This window comes from Azospira sp. (genome assembly GCF_030247495.1).
Classification (GTDB): domain Bacteria; phylum Pseudomonadota; class Gammaproteobacteria; order Burkholderiales; family Rhodocyclaceae; genus Azospira; species Azospira oryzae.
Window position 1 is genome coordinate 287,971 of record NZ_JAOTRW010000006.1, and the last position, 20,427, is coordinate 308,397.

At 65.9% G+C, this 20,427-nt stretch carries 21 protein-coding genes and 1 riboswitch; of the genes, 16 read left to right on the forward strand and 5 right to left on the reverse strand.

The window, feature by feature from the left end; all coding sequences use genetic code 11:
- The first annotated feature begins 109 nt into the window (after positions 1 to 109).
- The 8 genes from metK to OEL49_RS11150 all read left to right on the forward strand — a co-directional run bounded on the left by metK (position 110) and on the right by OEL49_RS11150 (position 7,650).
- On the forward strand, positions 110 to 1,273 hold the full coding sequence (gene metK / locus OEL49_RS11120) for a methionine adenosyltransferase (RefSeq protein ID WP_014235756.1): 1,164 nt from the start codon (positions 110 to 112) through the stop codon (positions 1,271 to 1,273).
- Positions 1,274 to 1,441: 168 nt separating this feature from the next.
- Positions 1,442 to 2,779, forward strand: a complete 1,338-nt coding sequence (locus tag OEL49_RS11125; RefSeq protein WP_308806220.1) for an AMP-binding protein — start codon at positions 1,442 to 1,444, stop codon at positions 2,777 to 2,779.
- Positions 2,692 to 3,117 carry an AMP-binding enzyme gene (locus OEL49_RS17340; RefSeq protein ID WP_331489268.1) on the forward strand — a complete coding sequence of 142 codons (426 nt, stop codon included), beginning with the start codon at positions 2,692 to 2,694 and terminating at the stop codon, positions 3,115 to 3,117. Before OEL49_RS11125 ends, OEL49_RS17340 begins: the two co-directional genes overlap by 88 nt.
- Before the next feature lie 107 nt (positions 3,118 to 3,224).
- Complete coding sequence (locus OEL49_RS11130; RefSeq protein WP_287874680.1) at positions 3,225 to 4,454, forward strand: HD-GYP domain-containing protein; 1,230 nt, start codon at positions 3,225 to 3,227, stop codon at positions 4,452 to 4,454.
- A gap of 61 nt (positions 4,455 to 4,515) precedes the next feature.
- A riboswitch (S-adenosyl-L-homocysteine riboswitch) is annotated at positions 4,516 to 4,605 on the forward strand.
- An 85-nt stretch (positions 4,606 to 4,690) separates the two neighbouring features.
- A complete protein-coding gene (gene ahcY, locus OEL49_RS11135) occupies positions 4,691 to 6,091 on the forward strand; it encodes an adenosylhomocysteinase (RefSeq protein ID WP_130459736.1) in 1,401 nt (466 codons plus the stop codon).
- Positions 6,092 to 6,152: 61 nt separating this feature from the next.
- Positions 6,153 to 6,410 (forward strand): S4 domain-containing protein, encoded by a 258-nt coding sequence (locus OEL49_RS11140; RefSeq protein WP_014235752.1) that lies wholly within the window; start codon positions 6,153 to 6,155, stop codon positions 6,408 to 6,410.
- On the forward strand, positions 6,407 to 7,246 hold the full coding sequence (metF, locus tag OEL49_RS11145) for a methylenetetrahydrofolate reductase [NAD(P)H] (RefSeq protein ID WP_287874681.1): 840 nt from the start codon (positions 6,407 to 6,409) through the stop codon (positions 7,244 to 7,246). Before OEL49_RS11140 ends, metF begins: the two co-directional genes overlap by 4 nt.
- 182 nt (positions 7,247 to 7,428) lie before the next feature.
- Positions 7,429 to 7,650: a YdcH family protein gene (locus OEL49_RS11150; protein ID WP_287874682.1), complete on the forward strand. Its 222-nt coding sequence runs from the start codon at positions 7,429 to 7,431 to the stop codon at positions 7,648 to 7,650.
- Positions 7,651 to 7,757: 107 nt separating this feature from the next.
- Here OEL49_RS11150 and OEL49_RS11155 read toward each other — a convergent pair whose 3' ends face one another.
- The 5 genes from OEL49_RS11155 to OEL49_RS11175 form a co-directional block, all read right to left on the reverse strand.
- Positions 7,758 to 8,486, reverse strand: a complete 729-nt coding sequence (locus OEL49_RS11155) for an amino acid ABC transporter ATP-binding protein (RefSeq protein ID WP_287874683.1) — start codon at positions 8,484 to 8,486, stop codon at positions 7,758 to 7,760.
- Positions 8,483 to 9,157 (reverse strand): glutamate/aspartate ABC transporter permease GltK, encoded by a 675-nt coding sequence (gene gltK, locus OEL49_RS11160; protein ID WP_014235748.1) that lies wholly within the window; start codon positions 9,155 to 9,157, stop codon positions 8,483 to 8,485. The genes OEL49_RS11155 and gltK overlap by 4 nt, the downstream gene beginning before the upstream one ends.
- A 3-nt stretch (positions 9,158 to 9,160) precedes the next feature.
- Positions 9,161 to 9,898, reverse strand: a complete 738-nt coding sequence (locus OEL49_RS11165) for an amino acid ABC transporter permease (protein WP_014235747.1) — start codon at positions 9,896 to 9,898, stop codon at positions 9,161 to 9,163.
- A gap of 74 nt (positions 9,899 to 9,972) precedes the next feature.
- Positions 9,973 to 10,872 (reverse strand): glutamate/aspartate ABC transporter substrate-binding protein, encoded by a 900-nt coding sequence (locus OEL49_RS11170; protein WP_014235746.1) that lies wholly within the window; start codon positions 10,870 to 10,872, stop codon positions 9,973 to 9,975.
- A 99-nt stretch (positions 10,873 to 10,971) separates the two neighbouring features.
- Complete coding sequence (locus OEL49_RS11175; protein WP_287874684.1) at positions 10,972 to 11,883, reverse strand: DMT family transporter; 912 nt, start codon at positions 11,881 to 11,883, stop codon at positions 10,972 to 10,974.
- 105 nt (positions 11,884 to 11,988) lie between these two features.
- Between OEL49_RS11175 and OEL49_RS11180 the strand changes: the two genes are divergently transcribed.
- The 8 genes from OEL49_RS11180 to OEL49_RS11215 all read left to right on the forward strand — a co-directional run bounded on the left by OEL49_RS11180 (position 11,989) and on the right by OEL49_RS11215 (position 20,425).
- Positions 11,989 to 12,894, forward strand: coding sequence for a LysR family transcriptional regulator (locus OEL49_RS11180; RefSeq protein WP_014235744.1), 906 nt, complete (start codon positions 11,989 to 11,991; stop codon positions 12,892 to 12,894).
- A gap of 54 nt (positions 12,895 to 12,948) precedes the next feature.
- Positions 12,949 to 14,997, forward strand: coding sequence for a thioredoxin domain-containing protein (locus OEL49_RS11185; protein ID WP_287874685.1), 2,049 nt, complete (start codon positions 12,949 to 12,951; stop codon positions 14,995 to 14,997).
- A gap of 50 nt (positions 14,998 to 15,047) precedes the next feature.
- A complete protein-coding gene (locus OEL49_RS11190) occupies positions 15,048 to 15,356 on the forward strand; it encodes a c-type cytochrome (RefSeq protein WP_014235742.1) in 309 nt (102 codons plus the stop codon).
- Positions 15,357 to 15,545: 189 nt separating this feature from the next.
- Positions 15,546 to 16,844 carry a branched-chain amino acid ABC transporter substrate-binding protein gene (locus OEL49_RS11195; RefSeq protein WP_287874686.1) on the forward strand — a complete coding sequence of 433 codons (1,299 nt, stop codon included), beginning with the start codon at positions 15,546 to 15,548 and terminating at the stop codon, positions 16,842 to 16,844.
- A gap of 72 nt (positions 16,845 to 16,916) precedes the next feature.
- A complete protein-coding gene (locus tag OEL49_RS11200) occupies positions 16,917 to 17,840 on the forward strand; it encodes a branched-chain amino acid ABC transporter permease (protein WP_014235740.1) in 924 nt (307 codons plus the stop codon).
- Positions 17,837 to 18,913 carry an ABC transporter permease subunit gene (locus OEL49_RS11205; protein ID WP_014235739.1) on the forward strand — a complete coding sequence of 359 codons (1,077 nt, stop codon included), beginning with the start codon at positions 17,837 to 17,839 and terminating at the stop codon, positions 18,911 to 18,913. The genes OEL49_RS11200 and OEL49_RS11205 overlap by 4 nt, the downstream gene beginning before the upstream one ends.
- Complete coding sequence (locus OEL49_RS11210; protein ID WP_014235738.1) at positions 18,913 to 19,716, forward strand: ABC transporter ATP-binding protein; 804 nt, start codon at positions 18,913 to 18,915, stop codon at positions 19,714 to 19,716. The genes OEL49_RS11205 and OEL49_RS11210 overlap by 1 nt, the downstream gene beginning before the upstream one ends.
- A complete protein-coding gene (locus OEL49_RS11215) occupies positions 19,709 to 20,425 on the forward strand; it encodes an ABC transporter ATP-binding protein (RefSeq protein ID WP_287874687.1) in 717 nt (238 codons plus the stop codon). The genes OEL49_RS11210 and OEL49_RS11215 overlap by 8 nt, the downstream gene beginning before the upstream one ends.
- Positions 20,426 to 20,427 lie beyond the last annotated feature (2 nt).

Below are 20,427 nucleotides of genomic sequence, written 5' to 3' on the forward strand. Positions count from 1 at the left end.
AGGACAACTTGCAGGGCGGTTCACAAATACTGCTAAAGCGTCGCCTGCTCTCCCCCGGAGCCGGTCGCGCCGGTCAAGTAACACGGGGAATTCTTTAGGAGCAGTACACATGGCTGAATACTTCTTTACCTCGGAATCCGTTTCCGAAGGCCATCCCGACAAGGTCGCCGACCAGATCTCCGATGCCATCCTGGACGCCATCCTGGCCCAGGACAAGCATTCCCGCGTCGCTGCCGAGACCCTCTGCAACACCGGTCTGGTGGTTCTGGCGGGCGAGATTACCACCAATGCCAACGTGGATTACATCCAGGTGGCCCGGGACACCATCAAGCGCATCGGCTACGACAACACCGAATACGGCATCGACTACAAAGGCTGCGCCGTGCTGGTGGCCTACGACAAGCAGAGCCCGGACATCGCCCAGGGCGTGAACAAGGCCTACGACGACAACCTGGGCCAGGGCGCCGGCGACCAGGGCCTGATGTTCGGCTACGCCTGTGACGAAACCCCGTCCCTGATGCCCCTGCCGATTTTCCTCTCCCACCGTCTGGTGGAGCGCCAGGCCCTGCTGCGCAAGGACGGCCGCCTGCCCTGGCTGCGTCCCGATGCCAAGTCCCAGGTCACCATCCGCTACGTGGACGGCAAGCCCGATTCCATCGACACCGTGGTGCTGTCCACCCAGCACGCCCCGGACATGAGCCTGGAAGCCATCCGGGAAGCCACCATCGAGGAAATCATCAAGCCGGTGCTGCCCAAGGAACTGATCAAGGGCGACATCAAGTACCTGGTGAACCCCACCGGCCGCTTCGTCGTCGGCGGTCCCCAGGGCGACTGCGGCCTCACCGGCCGCAAGATCATCGTGGACACCTACGGCGGTGCCGCGCCCCACGGCGGCGGCGCCTTCTCCGGCAAGGACCCCTCCAAGGTGGACCGTTCCGCCGCCTACGCCGGCCGTTACGTGGCCAAGAACATCGTCGCCGCCGGCCTGGCCAGCAAGTGCCTGGTGCAGGTCTCCTACGCCATCGGCGTGGCCGAGCCCACCTCCATCATGGTGGAGACCTTCGGCACCGGCAAGGTGAGCAACGAGACCCTGACCGCCCTGGTGCGCAAGCACTTCGACCTGCGTCCCAAGGGCATCGTGAACATGCTCGACCTGCTGCGTCCCATCTATGAGAAGACCGCCGCCTACGGCCACTTCGGCCGCGACGAGCCGGAATTCACCTGGGAAGCCACCGACCGCGCCGCGCTGTTGAAGAGCGACGCCGGCCTCTAAGCCCGGCCGCAGTCGTCACAGGCCCGTCCCCCACCGGGGGCGGGCTTTTTTATTGCCTGCAGATCGGGGGGCGGCGCGGGCCGCGCCTTACGGTGCCTGTCACCCTCCTGTAACATCCCCCTTGAGAACACAGCCGTACCGACATAAATAAAAACGAGGGAGAACGCCATGCCGGTCCAACTCATCGAGACCACTCCGTCAGCCTATTCCTACCCGCTGCTGATCAAGCATCTGCTGCACACCCCCCTGGCCCATGCGCCGGACCAGGAAATCGTCTACCGGGACAGCGTCCGCTACACCTACCGCACCCTGCAGCAGCGCATCGGCCGCCTGGCCAACGCCCTGGCGGCCCTGGGGGTGGAGCCCGGCCACACGGTGGCCATGATGGACTGGGACAGCCACCGCTATCTGGAATGCTTCTTCGCCGTGCCCATGATGGGCGCCGTGCTGCAGACGGTGAATGTGCGCCTGACGGCGGAGCAGATGCTGTACACCCTGAACCATGCCCGGGCCGACGTGGTGCTGGTGAACAGCGAGTTCCTTCCTTTGCTGCAGGCCATGGCGGAGCGCCTGGAGAGTGTCAAGACCTTCGTCCTGATCCACGGCGACCATGAGAATCCGGAGAAGATGCAGGCTCCCGTCTCCTTCGTCGGGGAGTACGAAGAGCTGCTGGCCGCTGCTGCCACCGATTACGACTTCCCCGACTTCGACGAGAACGCCAAGGCCACCACCTTCTATACCACCGGCACCACGGGCCTGCCCAAGGGGGTCTATTTCAGCCACCGGCAACTGGTGATGCACACCATGGGTGCGGCCACCGGCCTCGGCACCGCGCCGGTACAGGGCCGCCTGCACCGGGACGATGTGTACATGCCCATCACCCCCATGTTCCACGTGCATGCCTGGGGCCTGCCCTACGTGGCCACCATGCTGGGCCTGAAGCAGGTCTACCCGGGACGTTACCAGCCCGAGGTGCTGTTGCGATTGAAGGCCCGGGAGCGGGTCACCTTCTCCCACTGCGTGCCCACCATCCTGCACATGCTGCTCAACCACGCCCTGGCCAGGGAGACGGACCTGTCCGGCTGGAAGGTCATGATCGGCGGCTCCGCCCTGCCCCAGGCCATGGCGGTGGCGGCCCTGGAAAAGGGGATCGACGTCTTCACCGGCTACGGCATGTCGGAGACCTGTCCCATCCTGTCCGTGGCCCACCTGCCCACGGCCAAGCTGCAGGCCCCCCTGGCCGAGCAGGCTGCCCTGCGCGCCCGTACCGGCCTGCCCCTGCCCCTGGTGGACCTGCGCATCGTCGATCCGGAAATGCGGCCCCAGCCCCACGACGGCCAGGCCGTCGGCGAACTGGTGGTGCGCTCCCCCTGGCTGACCCAGGGCTACCTGAAGGATCCGGCGGCGGCCGAAGAGCTGTGGGGTGGGGCTACCTGCACACCGCCGACATCGGCAACATCGACGCCAACGGCTCCATCCAGATCACCGACCGCATCAAGGACGTGATCAAGACCGGTGGCGAGTGGACCTCCTCCCTGCAGCTGGAAGACATCATCGGCCAGCATCCGGCGGTGCACGAGGTGGCGGTGATCGGGGTCAAGGACGAGAAGTGGGGCGAGCGGCCCCTGGCCCTGGTGGTACTGAAGCCGGAAATGGAAGGCCAGGTCACCGAGCACGCCATCCGCAACCATGCCGCCCACCTGGCGGAAACCCTGGGCGTCTCCCGCTACGGGGTGCTGATGCAGGTTTCCTTCGTCAAGACCTTGGCCCGTACCAGCATCGGCAAGATCAACAAGCGTTTCATGCGGGAAAACCTGGAGGCCGCCAAGGCTGCCCAGCCCTAGTTCCTCCGTCCCCGGCCCTGGGGTGATTCCCAGGGGCGGGGGGAATTTCCGCAATTCGCCTTCCCCTGGGCATAAAATGGAGGTTTTCCGCCTCCTGCCTGTCCCCCATGCTCAAGAAAATCCATGTCGAACAACTGCGTGTCGGCATGTATCTCAAATCCTTCTGTGGCGCCTGGATCGATCATCCGTTCTGGCGCAACTCCTTCGTCCTGAAGGACCCGGAGGACATCCGCGCCATTCGCGCCAGCTGCATCACCGAAGTCTGGATCGATGCCGGTAAGGGGCTGGACGTGGAAGCCGGCGAGGCGGCCATCAGCGAGACCGAGTCCGAGGCCCTGGTGGCCGAGGAACAGGTGCGGGAGGCCCAGGCCACCCGTTCCCTGGAGCGCACCAGCACCGCGGTGGAGATGCAGCGGGCGGCGAAAATCTGCAACAGCGCCAAGAAGGCCGTGGTGTCCATGTTCCAGGAGGCCCGCATGGGCAAGGCCGTGGATGCGGAGCAGGCCCAGGTGTTGGTGGAGGAGATCGCCGATTCCGTGGCCCGCAATCCCGGCGCCCTGATCAGCCTGGCCCGCCTGAAGACGGCCGACGATTACACCTACATGCACTCGGTCGCCGTCTGCGCCCTGATGGTGGCCCTGGCCCGCCAGCTCGGCCTGGACGAGCAGCAGACCCGTCTGGCGGGCCTGTCCGGCCTGCTGCACGACATGGGCAAGGCCTTCATCCCGGCCGAAATTCTCAACAAGCCGGGCAAGCTGACCGACGAAGAATTTGCGGTCATCAAGACCCACCCCGCCGAAGGGCACAAGGTCTTGCTGGAAGGCAAGGGGGTGCCGCCGGAGGCGCTGGACGTCTGCCTGCACCACCACGAAAAGATGAACGGCGGCGGCTACCCCAAGGGGCTCAAGGGCGAAGAGATCAGCCTGCTGGCCAAGATGGGGGCGGTCTGCGACGTCTATGACGCCATTACCTCCAACCGACCCTACAAGGCTGGCTGGGACCCGGCCGAATCGATCAAGAAGATGGCCGAGTGGGCCGACGGGCATTTCGATCCCCGGGTCTTCCAGGCCTTCGTCAAGAGCCTGGGCATCTACCCCATCGGCTCCTTCGTCCGCCTCGAATCGGGGCGGCTGGGGGTGGTGGTGGAGCAGAGCGAGAAGTCCCTGCTGGCGCCCCGGGTCAAGGTCTTCTTTTCCACCAAGTCCAATGCCCACATTGCGCCGGAGTTGCTGGACCTGTCCCGTCCCGGCGTGCACGACAAGATTGCCGGCCGGGAGGACCCGGCCAAGTGGGGCATTGGCAACGTGGACGAAATCTGGAGCACGGCGGCGGCCTGAGCCCGGTGCGGGGGGGCGGCCGGGGAATTTCCCCGACCGGTATTTCCGTCTATAATCCGCCACTTCCGAGGAGCGCTGCGAGGCCGGCAAGGTCCCAGGCTCGGATGTCTGCCCCGCCAGGGGAGACCAGTTTCAACGGCGCTCACCTTTACAACCCTGCCGGGCGCAGGGGGCCAGGTGAGCCCTGCTATCGCACTCCCTCCCCTCCCCGGCCACAGTTCTTAAGGAGCACTGCTGTGGCTGAATTCAAAGATTACGTGATCGCCGACCTGGGCCTGTCCGCCTGGGGCCGCAAGGAAATCAAGATTGCCGAGACCGAAATGCCCGGTCTCATGGCCATCCGCGAGGAGTACGCCAAGAGCCAGCCCCTGAAGGGCGCCCGCATCACCGGCTCCCTGCACATGACCATCCAGACCGCGGTGCTGATCGAGACCCTGGTGGCCCTCGGTGCCGAAGTGCGCTGGGCTTCCTGCAACATCTTCTCCACCCAGGATCACGCCGCTGCCGCCATCGCCGCTGCCGGCATCCCCGTCTTCGCCGTCAAGGGCGAGACCCTGACCGAGTACTGGGACTACACCCACCGCATCTTCGAATGGGCCGACGGTGGCTATTCCAACATGATCCTGGACGACGGTGGCGATGCCACCCTGCTGCTGCACCTGGGCGCCAAGGCCGAGAAGGACATTTCCGTCCTGGCCAAGCCCGGTTCCGAAGAAGAGACCATCCTCTTCGCCGCCATCAAGGCCAAGCTGGCCCAGGACCCCACCTGGTACTCCGTGCGTCTGGAAAAGATCAAGGGCGTTACCGAAGAGACCACCACCGGCGTGCATCGCCTGTACCAGATGCACGCCCGCGGCGACCTCAAGTTCCCCGCCATCAACGTGAACGATTCCGTCACCAAGTCCAAGTTCGACAACCTCTACGGTTGCCGCGAATCCCTGGTGGACGGCATCAAGCGCGCCACCGACGTCATGGTGGCCGGCAAGATCGCCGTGGTCTGCGGCTACGGCGACGTGGGCAAGGGTTCCGCCCAGGCCCTGCGCGCCCTCTCCGCCCAGGTCTGGGTCACCGAGATCGACCCGATCTGCGCCCTGCAGGCCGCCATGGAAGGCTACCGCGTCGTCACCATGGAATACGCTGCCGACAAGGCCGACATCTTCGTCACCACCACCGGCAACTTCCACGTCATCACCCATGACCACATGGTGAAGATGAAGAACAACGCCATCGTCTGCAACATCGGCCACTTCGATAACGAAATCGACGTCGCTTCCCTGGAAAAGTACCAGTGGGAAGAGATCAAGCCCCAGGTCGATCATGTCATCTTCCCCGACGGCAAGCGCATCATCCTGCTGGCCAAGGGCCGCCTGGTGAACCTGGGCTGCGCCACCGGCCACCCCAGCTACGTGATGAGCTCCTCCTTCGCCAACCAGACCATCGCCCAGATCGAGCTGTTCACCAAGACCGCCGATTACCCGGTGGGTGTCTACACCCTGCCCAAGCACCTGGACGAGAAGGTGGCCCGCCTGCAGCTGAAGACCCTCAACGTGCAGCTGACCACCCTCACCCAGCAGCAGGCCGACTACATCGGCGTGCCCGTGCAAGGCCCCTACAAGGCCGACCACTACCGCTACTAAGCCGTAGCCGGGCCGTCTCCCTTGCCGGAGGCGGCCTGCAGACGATGGGTCGGGACCCGCCATGTCCATGAACTCGTTCCACAGCCGCAGTTCCCGTCCGCCGCCCAAGGTGCGCCAGGAGGCGGTGCCCCACGTCCGCAAGGGCGTGCGCGCCGACGTGCTGCTGGTGGAACAGGGCCTGGCCGCCTCCCGTGCCCTGGCCCGGGATCTGATCAGTCAGGGCTGGGTCCGGGGACCCGTCGGCCTCATCACCAAAGCTTCCCAGGAATTGCCGCCCGGTACCCGGCTGCAGTTGCTGGAGGAAAGGCAGACGCCATGAACGACAAGACGTTCAGTATCGAATTCTTTCCGCCCCAGACGGCGGAAGGCGTGGAGAAGCTGCGCCTGGTGCGGGACAAGCTGGCGGCCCTGAAGCCGGCCTTCTTCTCCGTCACCTACGGTGCCGGCGGTTCCACCCGGGAGCGTACCTTCTCCACCGTGCGCGAAATCGTCGCCGCCGGCCTGGATGCGGCACCCCACCTGTCCTGCATCGGCTCCTCCCGGGAGTCCATCCGCGGCATCCTGGCCGAGTTCCAGGCCGAGGGCATCCGTCGCGTGGTGGCCCTGCGCGGCGACCTGCCCTCCGGCATGGCCGACCCGGGCGAATTCCGCTACGCCAACGAGCTGGTGGAGTTCATCCGGGCCGAGACCGACGATCACTTCCATATCGAAGTGGCCGCCTATCCGGAATGGCATCCCCAGGCCCGCAGCGCCGACGACGACCTGCAGGCTTTCGTGCGCAAGGTCAATGCGGGTGCCAATTCCGCCATCACCCAATACTTCTACAACGCCGACGCCTACTTCCATTTCGTGGATGCGGTGCGGGCCGCCGGGGTGACCATTCCCATCGTCCCGGGGATCATGCCCATTGCCAGCTTTGCCAAGCTGGCCCGCTTCTCCGATGCCTGCGGCGCCGAAATCCCCCGCTGGATGCGCAAGAAGTTCGAAGGCTTCGGCGACGATGCCGATTCCATCAAGGCCTTCGGCCTGGATGTGGTCACCGAGCTGTGCCAGAAGCTGCTGGCCGGCGGCGCCCCGGGGCTGCATTTCTATTCCATGAACCAGTCCGGCCTGACCACTGAGATCTGGCAGCGTCTGGGGCTCGGCAACCGCTGAGCCGGCCGCTGGCGGCGTACCCCTCGGGGGCGCTGAGCAAAGGTCAGGGGCAATCCCCGTGCCGTGGCGGCCGGGGGTTTTTCTTTGCTGGCGCGGAGACGGCCATGGAGGTTTTGTTCTGGCGGCGAGGCTCGTACAATGGAACTGTCGATTTACATAACAACCCAGTGTGGAGCGTCATCATGTTTCCTGAATACCGCGACCTGATTTCCCAACTCAAGACCAGCGACCGCCACTTCCAGAATCTCTTCCAGAAGCACAACGAGATCGACCAGAAGGTCAAGAACATGGAGTCCCGCATCGAATCCGGCTCCCCGGAGCAGATCGAAGCCCTGAAGAAGGAAAAGCTGGTGCTGAAGGACGAAATTTACGCCGTGCTGAAGAAGGCCAGCGCCACGGTCTGAGCTTTTCTCCGGCCCCGCCGGGGCCATCCGGCAATGAAAACGCCCGCTGCTGCAGCGGGCGTTTTTGTTTGGTGCGGGCAGGCGTGCGGCCTGGCCGTCGCGACAGCCTAGTGCTGCAGGATCTTGGCCAGGAACTGCTGGGCCCGCTCCGAGTGGGGCTTGCCGAAAAAGTCGTCCTTGGCCGCATCCTCGACGATGCGGCCCTGGTCCATGAAGATCACCCGGTGGGCCACCTTGCGGGCAAAACCCATTTCGTGGGTGACGCACATCATGGTCATGCCTTCCTGGGCCAGTTCCACCATCACATCCAGCACCTCGTTGATCATTTCCGGGTCCAGGGCCGAGGTGGGTTCGTCGAAGAGCATGCAGATGGGGCCCATGGCCAGGGCCCGGGCGATGGCCACCCGCTGCTGCTGGCCGCCGGAAAGCTGGCCCGGATGCTTGTGCGCATGGGCCTTGAGGCCCACCCGGTCGAGCAGCTTGAGGCCCTTGTCCGTGGCCTCCTCCCTGCTGCGGCCCAGCACCTTGACCTGGGCGATGGTCAGGTTGTCGGTGATGGTCATGTGGGGAAACAGCTCGAAGTGCTGGAACACCATGCCGACGTGGGAACGCAGTTTGGAGAGGTTGGTCCTGGGGTCGCCGACGGAAGTGCCATTCACCACGATGTCGCCCTGCTGGAAGGGTTCCAGGCCATTGACGCACTTGATCAGGGTGGACTTGCCCGAACCCGAGGGACCGCAGACCACCACCACCTCGCCCTTCTTCACCTCGGTGGTGCAATCGGTCAGCACCTGGAACTGCCCGTACCACTTGGAAACGTTCTTGATCTCGATCATTTGATGAACCTCGCTTGCAGGTGCTTCACCAAGCGGGAGACGGTGAAGCAGATGACAAAGTAGGCGGCGCCGGCGAAGAGCAGCAGTTCCACCAGTCTGCCGTCCCGGTCGCCGACCTTGTAGGCGGTGCCGAAGAAGTCCGAGAGGCCGATCACGTAAACCAGGGAGGTGTCCTGGAAGAGGATGATGGCCTGGGTCAGGAGCAACGGAATCATGTTGCGGAAGGCTTGGGGCAGCACCACCAGGCGCATGGTCTGGCCCGGCGTCAGGCCCAGGGCCAGACCGGCGGCGACCTGCCCCTTGGGCACGCTCTGGATGCCGGCCCGGATGATTTCCGAATAGTAGGCGGCCTCGAACAGGGCGAAGGCCACCAGGGCGGAGACCAGGCGGATATCGCCGATATCCTGGCCGAAGAGGCCCTTCAGGGCCTGGGGCACGATCAGGTAGAACCACAGGATGACCATCACCAGGGGCACCGAGCGGAACAGGTTCACGTAGCCGGCGGCAAGGAAGGACAGCAGTCTGTTGCTGGACAGCCGGGCCACCGCGAGCAGGGTGCCCCAGCCGATGCCGACGACGATGGCGGTGAGGGTCACTTCCAGGGTTACCAGCAGACCCTTGCCGAGCAGGGGCAGGGCGCCGGGAATGGAACTCCAGTCAAATTCGTACATGGCTCACTTGCCTCCGATAAAGCCTGGGACCCGGACTTTTTCTTCCAGGCGGCGCATGAGGAACATCACGGTGACGTTGATGCAGACGTAGAGCAGGGTCACGGCGATGAAGGCTTCGTAGGGCTGGGCCGTGTAGTCCACCAGTTGCTGGGCCTGGCGCGACAGTTCGATGAGGCCGATGGTGGTGGCCACGGCCGAGTTCTTGAAGATGTTGAGGAATTCGGAGGTCAGGGGCGGCACGATGATGCGGAAGGCCATGGGCAGCAGCACGTGGCGATACACCTGGGCCAGGGTGAAGCCCATGGCCAGGCCGGCGTTCCTCTGGCCCCGGGGCAGGGATTCGATGCCGGCACGCACCTGCTCGGCGACGCGGGCGGCAGTGAACAGGCCCAGGCAGAGCATGGCGGCGAGAAACTGCTGCAGCAGCGGGTCGGATTGCTTGTAGGCGTTGCCCAGGGCCGGGGGCAGCAGTTCGGGCAGGACGAAATACCAGGAGAACAGCTGCACCAGGAGAGGCACGTTGCGGAAACACTCGACGTACACCGCGGCGAAGCCGGACAGCCAGCGGTTGGGCACGGTGCGCAGGACGCCGACGATGGAGCCCACTACCAGGGCGATGACCCAGGCGGAAAGGGACAGGGCGACGGTCCATTGCAGGCCGGTGAACAGCCAGCCCAGGTAGGTCGTTTCCCCCGAGGGGACGGGGGTAAGGAAGACCGACCAGTTCCAGTTGTAGTTCATGATGGAACCCCGACGGGAAGAGGGAGAAGGAGGCGGAGGGGCATCGCCCTTCCGCCTTGCCGATCAGACCCGGCTTACTCGTAGGCCTTGTCGTTGGGAGCCTTGTAGAGGGCCTTCATGTCGTCGGAGAGCGGCATGTTGAGGTTGAGCCCCTTGGGCGGAATGGGGTTCATGAACCACTTGTTGTAGATCTTCTCCGCCTCGCCGGAGGTCATGGCCTTGGTCAGGGCCGCATCCACCACCTTCTTGAAGCCGGCGTCGTCCTTGCGCAGCATGCAGCCGTAGGCTTCCTTGGACTGGGCGGTACCGACCACGACCCAGTCGCCCGGACGCTTGGCCTTGGCCATTTCGCCGTAGAGCAGGGCGTCGTCCATCATGAAGGCGACGGCGCGGCCGCTTTCCAGGGTGAGGAAGGATTCGCCGTGGTCCTTGGCCGAGATGATGTTCATCTTCATCTGCTTTTCCTCGTTCATCTTGCGGATGAGGCGTTCGGAAGTGGTGCCGGCGGTGGTTACCACGTTCTTTCCGGCGAGGTCGGGGAAGTCCTTCACGCCGGCGTCCTTCTTGGCCATGAGGCGGGTGCCGATGACGAAGATGCTGGTGGAGAAGCCGACCTGCTTCTGCCGTTCCAGGTTGTTGGTGGTGGAGCCGCACTCCATGTCCACCGTGCCGTTCTGCAACAGGGTGATGCGGTTGGCCGAGGTGACCGGCATCAGCTTGACGTCCAGCTTGGCCAGCTTCAGTTCGGCCTTGATGGCGTCCACCGCCTTCAACATCATTTCGTGGGAATAGCCGATGACCTGCTGCTTGTCGTCATAGTAGGAAAAGGGGATGGAGGATTCCCGATGGCCCAGGGTGATGGAGCCGGTGTCCTTGATCTTCTTCAGGGTGGGGGATTCCTGGGCCAGCACCGGGGCGGCACAGAGGGCGGAACCAATGACGGCAGCGGCTGCCAGGGTCAGGGTCTTGCGCATGGGCATCTCCTTGCAGGGGTGGGTTGGGCCGCAGGGGCACAGCGCCGATTGCAGCACAAGGCGGCCCGTCTGACCAGAGGAGTTTCCCCTAGGCCAGGCCTAGGCGGGCTTGCGCTTGCTGCGGCTGACCAGCAGGACACCGGCCAGGACCAGGCCGGCGCCGGCCAGCTGGGCGGCGGAGACGGGCTCCTGCAGCAGCCACCAGCTGAAGAAGATGGTGAGGACAGGCCCCAGGGTGCCGATCAGCACCGACCGGGCGGCACCGATGCGGCGGATGGCGGCGGATTGCCAGAGGATGGGCAGCACCGTGGAGAAAAGGGCCATGGCGGCGCCGTAGAGATAGATGGGCAGGGGTTGCACCAGGGCGGAGAGGGGCTGGGTGGCGAAGAAGTGCAGCTGGGTGGCGGTGGTGGACACCAGCATGGCCAGGGCGGCGAAGCGGGCCGAGCCGAGGCGGCGGATGGCCGGTTCGGCCCCGGCGCTGTAGATGGCGTAGGTGAGGGCCGAGCCGAAGACGAAGGCGGCGCCGGTGAGCAGGGTGGCCACGTCGCCGCCCAGTTGCAGGTCGTGGGCGAAGGCCAGGCCGATGCCGGCGTAGGACAGCAGCAGGGCGCCCACCTGGCGCTTCTCCAGGGGCTGGCCCATGAACAGCACGCCGATGAGCACGGTCAGGGTCGGATAGGTGAACAGGATCAGCCGTTCCAGACCGGCCGAGATGTACTGCAGGCCGAGGAAGTCGAGCATGCTGGAGGCGTAGTAGCCGAGGACGCCGAGCACCACCAGGGTGCCCCAGTCGCGCCGCGTCAGGGGGGCGGCGTTGCCGGCGGTGAAGCCGATCCAGAGGAAGGCGGGCAGGGAAAAGACCATGCGCAGGGAGAGCAGGGTGACGGCATCCACCGGGGCGGCAGCATAGGCCAGCTTGACGAAAATGGCCTTGAAGGAGAAGCCGAACGCCGCCAGGACGGCCAGGGCGACGCCGATGCGGTCGGAGTTCCAGTGTTTCCAGGGCATGGAGTTCAATTCGGGCAAGACGAAGTGTTTGAATTTTCAGCCCGCGCCAAAGCTGGAACAATTGGTAAACTCCCAAGAAAGCCTTCGTCAAAGCCGAAACCTTCCATGCGCTACGATCTTGTCGACCTGAAACTGTTCCTGGCCGTGGCGGAGGAGCGCAACCTCACCCGGGGCGCCGAGAAGGCCCATCTGGCACCCTCCTCCGCCAGCCACCGCATCCGTCAGCTGGAGGACGCCCTGGGCACGCCCCTGCTCACCCGCCAGGCCCGGGGCGTGGCCCTGACCCGGGCCGGCGAATCCCTGCTGCGCCACGCCCGGGAAGTGTTTGCCCAGCTGGAGCAGATGCATGCCGACCTGGCGCCCTACGCCCAGGGCATCCGCGGCCACGTCAGCCTGTGGGCCAATACCCACGCCACCCATACCTTCCTGCCCATGGACCTGGCCGGTTTCCTGCGGGACCATCCCCAGGTCAGCGTCACCCTGGAGGAGCACACCAGTCCCCATATCGCCCTGGCCGTGGCCGGCGGCGAAGTGGAAGTGGGGGTGGTGGCGGGCCATGTGGAAAGCTCCGGGGTGGAACTGCTGCCCTACCGCCAGGACCGCCTGGTGCTGGTAGTGCCCGCCGGTCATCCCCTGGAAGCCCGTCGCGACGAGCCTGCCGGGCTGGGTTTCGGTGCCGTGCTGGACTACCCTTTCGTCATGCTCCACGCCGGCAGCGCCATCCACACCTTCACCATGAATGCGGCGGCGGCCCAGGGACGCCACCTCAACGTGCGCATCCAGGTGCGCAGTTTCGGCGCCGTGCTGCGCATGGTGGGAGCCGGCGTCGGCATCGGCCTGGTGCCCCGGTCGGCCCTGGTCTTCGCCGACCGGGAACGGCCGCCCACGGTACTGGAACTGTCCGAGCCCTGGGCCCGGCGCGACCTGCAGATCTGCGTCCGCAACCGGGCGAGCTTGTCCGGCTTCGCCGTCGCCCTGGTGGATGCCCTGGCGAAAAGCGCCGAGGCCTGAACCCCCCGCCCCGGATGCTGTCCCAGACACAACCTCTCTAGCCGACTGCCCGTCATGCCCAACCGCCTCGCCGCAGAAACCTCCCCCTACCTGCTGCAGCACGCCGACAACCCGGTGGACTGGTATCCCTGGGGCGAAGAGGCGCTGGCCCGGGCCCGGGCGGAGAACCGGCCGATCCTGCTCTCCATCGGCTACTCGGCCTGCCACTGGTGCCATGTCATGGCCCATGAGTGCTTCGCCGATGCAACCGTGGCGGCGGAGATGAACCGCCTCTTCATCAACATCAAGGTGGACCGGGAGGAGCGCCCCGACCTGGACCAGGTCTACCAGACCGCCCACCAGATGCTGGTCGGCCGCCCCGGCGGCTGGCCCCTGACCATGTTCCTGACGCCGGACGCCATGCCCTTCTTCGGCGGCACCTATTTCCCGCGGGAACCCCGTCACGGCCTGCCGGCCTTTGTCGAAGTGCTGCACAGCGTGGCCCGGGCCTTTGCCGAAAAGCAGTCGGAGATTGCCGAGCAGGGCCGAACCATGCGCGAGGCCTTCGGCAGCACCCTGCCGCGGGCGGTGCGGGGCGAGCCCCTGTTCAACGCGGACCCCCTGGCCCAGGCCGTGGCGGAGCTGGACGCCAACTACGACCGGCGCCGTGGCGGCTTTGGCGGAGCCCCCAAATTTCCCCGGCCTGCCGCCCTGGACTTCCTCCTGCGCCGCCATGCCGCCACCGGCGATCCCCACGCCCGGGACATGGCCCTGACCACCCTGGAACGGATGGCCGAGGGCGGCATCCACGACCACCTGGGCGGCGGCTTCTATCGTTACAGCGTCGATGCCCAGTGGAGCATTCCCCACTTCGAGAAGATGCTCTACGACAACGCCCAGCTGCTTCACCTCTATGCCGAAGCCTGGGCCCTGAGCCGCAAGCAGGTGTTCCGCCAGGCAGCCGAGGGCATCGTCGCCTGGCTGCAGCACGAAATGGCGCTGCCCGGCGGGGCCTTCGCCGCCGCCCTGGATGCGGACAGCGAGGGTGAGGAAGGCCGCTTCTACCTATGGACCGCCCGGGAGGTCCATGCCCTGCTGCCGCCCCAGCAATGGGATGTGGCTTCCATCCACTGGGGCCTGGATGGTCCGCCCAATTTCGAGGATGCCGAATGGCACCTGCGCCAGGTGCAGCCCCTGGAGCAGGTGGCCGAACGCCTGCGCCTGACGCCCGGCGAGGCGCGCCAGCAGCTGGAAGGGGCCCGGCACACCCTGCTGGCAGCCCGCAACGAGCGCATCCGCCCGGGGCGGGACGACAAGGTGCTGACCGGCTGCAACGCCCTGGCCATCAAGGGGCTGGCCCGGGCCGCCCGGGCCTTCGGCCGGCCCGAATGGCTGGGCCTGGCCTGCCGGGCGGCCGATTTCCTGCAGCGGGAGCTCTGGCGGGACGGGCGGCTGCTGGCCGCCTGGAAGGATGGCCGGGCCCGGCTGCCGGCCTATCTGGACGACCATGCCTTCCTCCTGGAGGCCATGCTGGAGTTGCTCCAGGCCGGCTGGCGCGATGCCGACTACCGCTGCGCCGTGGCCCTGGCCGACGCCCTGCTGCAGCACTTCGAGGATCGGGAGGAAGGCGGCTTCTTCTTCACCGCCCACGACCATGAGGCCCTGATTCACCGCACCAAGCCGGTGGAGGACCATGCCACGCCGTCGGGCAACGGCATTGCTGCCTTTGCCCTGGGGCGTCTGGCCCTGCTCGGCGGCGAGCCCCGCTATGCCGCCGCCGCCCGCCGCGCCCTGGCCCTGTTCCTGCCCGACCTGCGCCAGCATCCCGGCGCCCACCCGGGCCTGCTCAATGTCCTCGGCGACGAGCTGAGCCCCCCGGCCCTGGCCGTGCTGCAGGGACCGGCCGCGGAGCTGGCCCGCTGGCAGGACGAAATCGGCCGCCTGCCGGCGCCCTGGCTGCTCGCCGTGGCCCCTACGGGCGGGGACGAACGGCCGCCCCCCTTGCGCAAACCGGAGACGGAACGTGTCAACGCCTGGGTCTGTGCCGGCGTTACTTGCTTGCCACCCATCGACGGCCTGGAAGCCCTGCTTGGCATGTTGGCCAAACCGTTGAAAGTGCATTAACATCCCCGCGCTACACAGCATATTCACCATTCTCACTACGGAGCGAGAGCATGAAAGCGATTTACGTGTCCCTGCTGGCCGCCGCTGGCCTCCTGATCAACGGCGCTGCCCAGGCTGACGAAGCCCTGGCCAAGGCCAAGAACTGCATGACCTGTCACCAGATCGCCACCAAGGTGGTGGGCCCCGCCTACAAGGACGTGGCCAAGAAGTACGCCGGCGACAAGGCTGCCGAAGGCAAGCTGGCCGAGAAGATCCAGAAGGGCGGCAGCGGCGCCTGGGGCACCGTGCCCATGCCCCCCAACAACGTGACCCCGGACGAAGCCAAGAAGCTGGCTCACTGGGTCCTGAGCCTGAAGTGAGCCGTTAAGGTCTCGCTGACGAAAAGCCAACCTCCGGGTTGGCTTTTTTATTGTCTGCAATCCGTCCGGAGGCCCGCGCCGACCTTGTATCCTGCATATTGACAAGGGCGGGGGGCGCCCTGAGAATCATTCGCTGTATCTTGTTCCCCAACACCGTCATCCGTTATAAGCCCGAGAGGAGTTTCCGTTATGCGCATGAACAGCATTCCCGGCACCATCCTGGCCCTGGCCGCCGCCATTTCCCTGATCGGTTGCGGCAACAAGGAAGAACCCGCACCCCAGGCCGCCCCGGCTGCAGCTCCTGCCGCCAAGCCCGAGATCACCGTCAAGATCGGCCATGCCTCTCCCCTCACCGGCCCCCAGGCCCACATCGGCAAGGACAACGAATACGGCGCCACCCTGGCCATCGAGGAACTGAACGCCAAGGGCCTGGAGATCGGCGGTGCCAAGGTCAAGTTCGAACTCATTTCCGACGACGACCAGGCCGACCCCAAGCAGGGCACCACCGTGGCCCAGAAGTTCGTCGACGCCAAGGTTAACGGCGTCATCGGCCACCTCAACTCCGGTACCACCATCCCGGCCTCCAAGATTTATTTCGATGCCGGCATTCCCCAGATTTCCGGCTCCGCCACCAACCCCACCTACACCAAGCAGGGCTTTGCCACCGCCTTCCGCGTCATGGCCAACGACGAGCAGCAGGGCAAGGCCCTGGCCCAGTTCGCCGCCAAGACCCTGGCGGCCAAGAGCGTTGCCATCATCGACGACCGTACTGCTTACGGCCAGGGCCTGGCCGACGAGTTCAAGAAGGCCGCCGAAGCTGCCGGCCTCAAGGTGGTGGCCAGCGAGTACACCAATGACAAGGCCACCGACTTCAAGGCCATCCTGACCAAGATCAAGTCGAAGAAGCCGGACCTGATCTTCTACGGCGGCATGGATCCCCAGGGCGGCCCCATGGCCAAGCAGATGAAGGAACTGGGGCTGAAGGCCAAGTTCCTCACCGGCGACGGCGGCTGCACGCCCAACTTCATCACCCTGGCCGGCGCCGCCGCCGAAGGCCAGTACTGCTCCCTGCCCGGCGTGCCCCTGGACAAGATGCCCGGCGGCACCGTCTTCAAGGACAAGTTCGTCGGCAAGTTCAAGACCGAAATCCAGCTCTACGCGCCCTATGTCTACGACGCCACCATGGTCCTGGTGGATGCCATGAAGCGGGCCAATTCCGTGGAGCCGGCCAAGTACCTGCCGGAGATCGGCAAGACCAGCTTCCAGGGCGTCACCGCCAAGATCGGCTTCGACGAGTTCGGCGACCTGAAGGACGGCGCCATTTCCTTCTACGAGTACAAGGGCGGCAAGATCGAGTACGTGGAAACCCTGGGCGGCACTCCCGAGGCGGCGCCGGCAGCGGCTCCTGCCGAAGCGCCGGCAGCGGCTGCACCGGCCGCCGCGGTTCCCGCCTCCGCTCCTGCCGCTGCGGCTGGCGAGAAGAAGTAAGCCGCTCCTAGCCAACCTCCCCATTGCAAACGGCGCCCTATGGCGCCGTTTGCATGTCCGCACAGGAATTCCATGGACATTTTTCTGCAACAAATCATCAACGGCCTGGTGCTCGGCAGTATCTACGCCCTGGTGGCCCTCGGCTACACCATGGTGTACGGCATCCTGGGCCTCATCAACTTCGCCCATGGCGAAGTGGTCATGATCGGTGCCCTCACTGCCCTTACCGTGGTCAAGCTGCTGGCCGGCTCCGGCCTGCCGGGCCCGGTCATCGCCCTGATCGGCCTCATGGCCGCCGCCCCGGTGTGCATGGCCATCGGCTACGGCATCGAGAAGATCGCCTACCGGCCCCTGCGCAAGGCGCCCCGGCTGGCCCCCCTGATCACCGCCATTGGCGTCTCCATCGTGCTGCAGAACCTGGCCATGATGGTCTGGGGCCGCAGCTACCATTCCTTCCCCGCCGTGTTGCCGGCCGAGGCCCACGAAGTGCTGGGCGCCACCTTCACCGACCTGCAGGTGATCATCGTCCTGGTGGCCGCCGGCATGATGGCCGGCCTGCTGCTGCTCATCAACCGCACCCGCCTGGGCCGCGCCATGCGCGCCACCGCCGAGAATCCGGCCATCGCCCAGCTGATGGGGGTGAATGTGAACCACATCATCTCCCTCACCTTCGTCATCGGCTCGGCCCTGGCCGCCGTGGCCGGGCTCATGGTCAGCGCCAACTACTCCATCGCCCACTACTACATGGGCTTCATTCTCGGTCTCAAGGCCTTCACCGCCGCGGTGCTGGGCGGCATCGGCAACCTGGCCGGGGCCATGATCGGCGGCATCCTCCTGGGTCTCATCGAATCCCTGGGGGCCGGCTACATCGGCGACATCACCGGGGGCTTCCTCGGTTCCCATTACCAGGACGTGTTCGCCTTCTTCGTCCTGATCCTGGTGCTGGTCTTCCGTCCCTCCGGCCTGGTGGGCGAGAAAGTGGCGGAACGGGCATGAGCTGGAACGACCTCAAGCACGACCGCCGCGTCCTCTGGGCCGGCTACGCCGCCATCGGCATCGTCCTGGCGGTGCTGCCCTTCCTCGTCGGTGCCGGCCTGGGCAATGCCTGGCTGCGCATCCTCAACTTCGCCATGCTCTACATCATGCTGGCCCTGGGGTTGAACATCGTGGTGGGCTTCGCCGGCCTCCTGGACCTGGGCTACATCGCCTTCTATGCGGTGGGGGCCTATCTCTACGCCCTCCTCGCCAGCCCCCACTTCGGCCTGCACTGGCCGGTGTGGGCCATCCTGCCCCTGGGGGCCGTGGTGGCGGGCGGTGCCGGGGCCCTGCTGGGGGCGCCGACCCTGCGCCTGCGGGGCGACTATCTGGCCATCGTCACCCTGGGCTTCGGCGAGATCATCCGCATTTTCATGAACAACCTGAATGCGCCGGTGAACATCACCAACGGGCCCCAGGGCATTTCCAGCATCGACCCCTTCCACGTCGGCGGCGTCACCCTGGCCAAGCCCCTCTCGGTGCTGGGCGTCACGGTACCTTCCCTGCACGCCTACTACTACCTGTTCCTGCTGCTGGCCCTGGTCATCATCTTCGTCACCATCCGCCTGGAGGATTCCCGCATCGGCCGCGCCTGGGTCGCCATCCGGGAAGACGAGATCGCCGCCAAGGCCTGCGGCATCAACGTACGCAACATCAAGCTGCTGGCCTTCTCCATGGGCGCCACCTTCGGCGGCGTCGCCGGCGGCCTCTTCGCCAGCTTCCAGGGCTTCGTCAGCCCCGAGTCCTTCGGCCTCATGGAATCCATCATGGTGCTGTGCATGGTGGTGCTGGGAGGCATGGGCCACATTCCCGGCGTCATCCTCGGCGGCATCCTCCTCACCATCCTGCCCGAAGCCTTCCGCCATGCCGCCGTGCCCCTGCAGAAGTACGCCTTCGGCAAGGTGGTGGTGGACCCGGAAAGCCTGCGCATGCTGCTCTTTGGCCTGGCCCTGATCGCCGTCATGCTCTACCGCCCCGCCGGCCTGTGGCCCTCGGCCACGCGCAAACGGGAACTGCAGGGAGGGAGCAAGTGATGAGCGAGCGTCCCATCCTCCTCGAGGCCAGCGACGTGGCCAAGCACTTCGGCGGGGTCAAGGCCCTGCGCGGCGTCTCCCTGACCATCCGGGAAGGGGAGATCTACGGCCTGATCGGCCCCAACGGCGCCGGCAAGACCACCTTCTTCAACTGCCTCACCGGCCTCTATGTGCCCAACGGCGGGCGCATCGTCTTCGCCGGAGCGGAGCTGGACACCTCGGCCCCCCACAAGGTGGCGGCCCGGGGCATTGCCCGCACCTTCCAGAACATCCGCCTCTTCGCCCACATGACGGCCCTGGAGAATGTCATGGTGGGCCGCCACCAGCGCACCCGGGCCGGCGTCTTCGGCGCCATCTTCCGCACCCCGGGCACCCGGGCGGAGGAGGCGGCCATCCAGCGCCGGGCCGAGGAACTGCTGCACTACGTGGGCATCGCCGACCGGGCCCACGATCTGGCCAAGCATCTTTCCTACGGCGACCAGCGCCGCCTGGAAATCGCCCGGGCCCTGGCCACCGAGCCCAAGCTGCTGGCCCTGGACGAACCCGCTGCCGGCATGAACGCCTCGGAAACCGGCGAACTGCGCACCCTCATCGAAGGCATCCGCAAGGACGGCATCACCGTGCTGCTGATCGAGCACGACGTGAAGCTGGTGATGGGCCTGTGCGACCGGGTGGCCGTACTCGATTACGGCGAAAAGATTTGTGAGGACGTGCCCGCCGTGGTGCAGAAGGATCCCCGCGTGATTACCGCTTATCTGGGCGCCGAAGCCCAACCCGCCGGCAGCGAGGTGGCCCATGGCTGAACCCCTGCTCATCGTCGAAGGCCTGCGCATCGCCTACGGTGGCATCCAGGCCGTCAAGGGCATCACCTTCCATGTGGACCCGGGCGAAACCGTGGCCCTCATCGGCGCCAACGGCGCCGGCAAGACCTCCACCCTGAAAGCCCTGGCCCGGCAGCTCGATGCCTCCGGCGGCAGCGTGCGTTACCAGGGGCGAGAAATCTCGGCCCTGGCGCCCCACGAGCTGGTGGGCCAGGGCATCGCCCTGGTGCCAGAAGGGAGGGGCGTCTTCGCCCGTCTGACGGTGACCGAGAACCTGGAAATGGGCGCCTACTGCCGCCATGACAAGGCCGAGATCGCCGACGACCTGGAACGCATCTTCGCCCTCCTGCCCCGCCTCAAAGAACGCCACGGCCAACTGGCCGGCACCCTCTCCGGCGGCGAGCAGCAGATGCTGGCCATGGGCCGGGCCCTGATGAGCCGGCCCAGGCTGCTGTTGCTGGACGAACCTTCCATGGGTTTAGCACCGATCATGGTGCAGAAGGTTTTCGAGGTGGTACAAGAGGTGGCCAGCCAGGGCATGACCATCCTGCTGGTGGAGCAGAACGCCCGCCTGGCCCTGCAGGTGAGCCGCCGCGGCTACGTCATGGAGTCCGGCGACATCACCCTCACCGATGCGGCCGGCACCCTGCTCGACAACCCCCGCGTCAAAGCCGCCTACCTAGGAGAATGACC